5 protein-coding genes are annotated in these 4037 nt (G+C 43.6%); 2 read left to right on the forward strand and 3 right to left on the reverse strand.

What is annotated here, in order from left to right; genetic code table 11:
- From V3S16_RS17820 to V3S16_RS17830, 3 genes are all read right to left on the reverse strand, one after another.
- A partial coding sequence (locus tag V3S16_RS17820) for a hypothetical protein (RefSeq protein ID WP_413887423.1) occupies positions 1-333 on the reverse strand: 333 nt, incomplete at its 3' end.
- A 3-nt stretch (positions 334-336) separates the two neighbouring features.
- A complete protein-coding gene (locus tag V3S16_RS17825; RefSeq protein ID WP_413887425.1) occupies positions 337-720 on the reverse strand; it encodes a hypothetical protein in 384 nt (127 codons plus the stop codon).
- 196 nt (positions 721-916) lie between these two features.
- Complete coding sequence (locus V3S16_RS17830; protein WP_413887427.1) at positions 917-2554, reverse strand: alkaline phosphatase family protein; 1638 nt, start codon at positions 2552-2554, stop codon at positions 917-919.
- Positions 2555-2851: 297 nt separating this feature from the next.
- On the opposite strand from V3S16_RS17830, the gene V3S16_RS17835 reads away from it, so the two are divergent.
- Together V3S16_RS17835 and V3S16_RS17840 are read left to right on the forward strand one after the other, a co-directional pair.
- Positions 2852-3604, forward strand: a complete 753-nt coding sequence (locus V3S16_RS17835) for a lysophospholipid acyltransferase family protein (protein ID WP_413887429.1) — start codon at positions 2852-2854, stop codon at positions 3602-3604.
- 158 nt (positions 3605-3762) lie between these two features.
- Positions 3763-4037: hypothetical protein (locus V3S16_RS17840; protein ID WP_413887431.1), on the forward strand; the 275-nt coding region annotated here is incomplete at its 3' end.

Genomic DNA, 4037 nt, shown 5'->3' on the forward strand with positions numbered 1-4037 from the left:
AACATCCCATCCACGGGACTGCATTTCATTCAACAAAAAACCGTATCCGCAACCGATATCCAGCATTTTTTTGCCGCCGGTTCTTGACCGCGAAACGATCAGATCGGCAGAGTTAGCTACCACCGGTTTTATCATGGCTTCCCATTTGCTGATGTCCACGGGCCGGTCAGGCAAATAATCCCGGTAATATTCCATTAACATTCGGGCCGTGGGCCGGGGATGAATAGATACCAGCTTGCAGTTGCGGCAGCAAAGGTATTGCCACTGATCTTTGCGATGGACAGGACGAAATTCCAAAGTATTACACAGGATACAGGGATTCGGTTTTTCCATAATTCAGTCTGTTTCCGCCATACGTTTGAGATTATCAAGCGCAGCTTCCACCATCCGGTCGTGTTTGAGTCTGACTTTCAAATTCCATATCAGTTTTTTGATAAAGCCCTGGGGCCTGATAATAATAGTATGCGTTGCCCTGGTAAATCCATTCTCAGGTTCAAGCTCCCAGATTTCAGTCCCTCCGGCAAAAAAACCGTCCAGAAATTGGAGTTGTATTTTTTCGTCCGGAATCAATTCCACCACCTGTGAACGCCACTTTAGCTTAAATATGTGATCGATAAACGTATTAACGTTAGTCCCTACCTGGTAAGGCAGCGGGGGTTCATATGTAACAATAGTGCCCTGGGGACATATGGTTTTGAAGGTATCCTCGTGGGTCAGCATTCGGAATATCCGGCTTCTCTGGGCCCGGATCAAACGGGTGTGCTGATTGATCTCTCCTGCATATTGTGAGTATTTATCTGAAGTGACTATGTATGGGGCGGAGCATCCCATTAAAAAGGAAAAAAAGAGTGCGCAAGATATTAATCTTAAAGTCTGCAGGCTATCAAGCCTTTGAATTGTGACGTTCAGGTACACTTCATCGCTCCTCCAACAGCCGATTAATCCCATCAACGGGTCTATCGATTTTGATGCCCGCCAAATGGGCGACCATCGGAACCAGATCTACGGTATCGATTTGCCGGGTAATTGTTTGCGGTGCATCTGAAAACCTGTGAATCGCCGGGCCTGAAACCATGAATGAAACATAGGCACTGTCCGGATAAATACTTCCATGGTGAGCGTATTTACCTCTATCAGGTGTGAAGAAATAGCCCGGCTGATTGATCAGGATAATATCCGGTATGTTTTGGCGCACAAAATCGCGCCGATACATATAAGCGGCTTTAAGATTCTTTCCCACCAAATCATCTATTTTTGATAAAGGCTCTAAAGCTTTCAGAAAATCATTATTTTGGCGGTCTGACCGGCGATAATAGCTCAGATTAAAAAGCCAGAAAGGATCTATCTCTCTCGATTTTTTGTTTTTTTGGGGAACCTCATCTCTTTCACCGGGATATCGGGCCACCAGCAGGGCCTTTAAATGCTCTCGCATGGGCTTGGTATCAATCAGGGCATCTACAACCGGTTTTACATCTTCAAGCAAACGGGGTGGAGTCATCCAGCCGGAATTTGATCGATTTTTTACATATAGTGTTTTGGTGCTGGCACCCGGCATAATGATAATTTCGGCTTGATCCATGGAGTAAGGCCGCCCCATGACTTTAAAATAATTCGAAATTCTTTTTTCGAAATTCTTTTCATCAATATGTTTTCTGATGCGGGCCTGTCCATGGTCAGAGGCAAAGAAAAAAATCGTATTATCGTATAATTGATGTTTTGTTAAAAAAGTCTTGATTTTTCCCAACTCCGGGTCAAGAACCTTTTGCAGATACCACTTTTGGATCTCGTCCAGGGACCAGTTCTCTTGCAGCATAAACCGCCGGGGATAATGTGTAAAAATGTCCATACCGACAAAATGGATAACCGTTAGGTCGGGGATATCCCCGCTTGTTCGCAGTTTGCCTTCCAACCCATCTGCCAAAGAGTACATATGACCTTTTAAAAGACCGACAGTCGTACCTCTGTCAAGATGAGCACCGTCCGGAATGGGGTTGAATTCTTGCAAAAGATTAAGGGAAAAGGCCTGGCCCCAGAGATGAACGCTTTGTTGAATCCAGTCCCGACTGTCAACCCCTTTGGCTACCTGGGTCGCCACGGCCATTGTTGTTACGCCTGATCTGCGGGCATAATCGAAAATGGTATCGGTATTGGTTTCCTGCAAAATATTGACAATCCGGCGTTGCGTAATTGAATCCAGCGTCTTGATCTTTTGTTTCTTTCTGTCGAACCATATCGTTGAAGGAACACCGTGCTTGTCAGGATACACGCCTGTTAAAAGGGTGGTGTTGGATGGCTTGGAAGAGGAAGGTATGGAGACAAGGACATTTTCAAAGTACATATAGGGATAATCGTTTGCGCTTCCTTTGATGATTTCCTTGAAATTTGGTAGAGTATCAAGCGATTCCATTAAGGTTTTACGCTTCAGCGCATCCAGAATAATAACAAATACCTTGGGCTTCTGATTTGCTTTTAACCCCGTAGCTGTCTTCTGGTTCGTAAGGTGGGCACACCCGGTTATTGCAACGAAAACAGCTAACCAAAGATAAATACCCATAGAATTGTTTTGAAAAAAAAATGCACGCAATATTTGATGTTTAATTTTAATCAGCAAGCAGGGTATTTTGTACATTGGATTTGACATTTGACTTTATTATCTAATTGGCTGTAAATTGCTTCAATAAACTTAGTTATTCGGTAACGATAAGGCCGGAACTGTAAATTTATCCACAATAAACATTCGCTGTAAAGGTTTATTATTGAGTAACCGTTCACAGGTTCAGAGGTTCAGGGTTCAAAGGTTCAGAAATTTGCCGTTGAATTTACCAGACACAGGATATAAGGAGTTGGCATTTTGAAGATTTTTTTTTATTGGGTCTTGTATCCTTTAACACGCCCTTTTTACCTTATCTCCGTGATACTTAACACAATTGTGGCATGTCTGGTCGCTATAATCATCTCTCAATTCGACCGCAAAGGAAATTTAGCTCACTATGTCGGCAAGTTCTGGTCTCTGCTCAATATTTTTCTCTCAGGTACACGGTTAACGATAAAAGGTAAGGAAAAGATTAACAAAAACCTTACCTACATTGTCATGTCAAATCATCAGAGCCTGTTCGATGTTTGGGCCCTGATCGGCAAAATTCCCCTTCAGCTCCGCTGGGTAGTCAAAGCGGACATTAGGAAAATGCCAATCTTTGGTTATACCCTTGAAAGAGCTGGACATGTATATATTGATAGAAAAAACCGGGAGGGAGCATCTATCAGCCTCGAAACAGCTTCCGGAAAGATTAAAAGGGGAACATCTGTAATCATTTTCCCTGAGGGAACAAGAAGTGAAACTGGGCATCTGCTGAAATTCCGGATGGGTGGGGCGATTATTGCCCTCAAGTCGGGGGTTCCCATTTTGCCGGTTACCGTAAACGGAAGCCGGTTTGTACTCCCTAAAAACACCTTAGCGCTGATGCCCGGTAAGATTGAAATCGTTGTCGGCGATGTGATTGACCCCCGCGGATATCATGAAAACAATCAAGATGAATTAATGGAAAAAATAAAAGCGGCCATCGAAAAAAATCTTGATTTGGAGTATGGTAAAATAAAATCGTAATACGATTTTATGAAACGCGGCTACGCCGCTCAGATGGCGAAAGGTTTATCCGGAGGGCTAAATTTCCTATCCCCGTACCAAACTACAGGGTATTTCGGTATTTTTACATCAACCCGGAACCTTGAACGCTGAACCACTGAACCCAGGTTAATATATAAATGCGCAGACACATTCTTGACAGTCCGGCTTCGTATTATGCAACCTTTTTTGTTGCCCGTTACCTGCCTGTCAACCTTTCCCGCTGGTTAGCAAAAGTGGTGGCCTTAATCATCTATGTTTTTTCAAAAAAAGACCGTGAGGGCCTGGCAATCAATCTTTCCACAGCCTTGGATAGACCTGTTGACGACCCCACTGTTAGAAGAACAGTTCGGCAGGTATTTTTAAACTATGGCCTCTATATGGTCGATTTTTTTTTATTGCCCCAACTCCCACC

The sequence above is a fragment of the Candidatus Desulfatibia sp. genome (assembly GCF_036446775.1).
Classification (GTDB): Bacteria; Desulfobacterota; Desulfobacteria; order Desulfobacterales; family UBA11574; genus Desulfatibia_A.

Coding starts and splice junctions, on each gene's coding strand:
- V3S16_RS17825 (WP_413887425.1), bottom strand. CDS start 720: ATGCTGACCCACGAGGATACCTTCAAAACCATATGTCCCCAGGGCACT.
- V3S16_RS17830 (WP_413887427.1), bottom strand. CDS start 2,554: ATGGGTATTTATCTTTGGTTAGCTGTTTTCGTTGCAATAACCGGGTGT.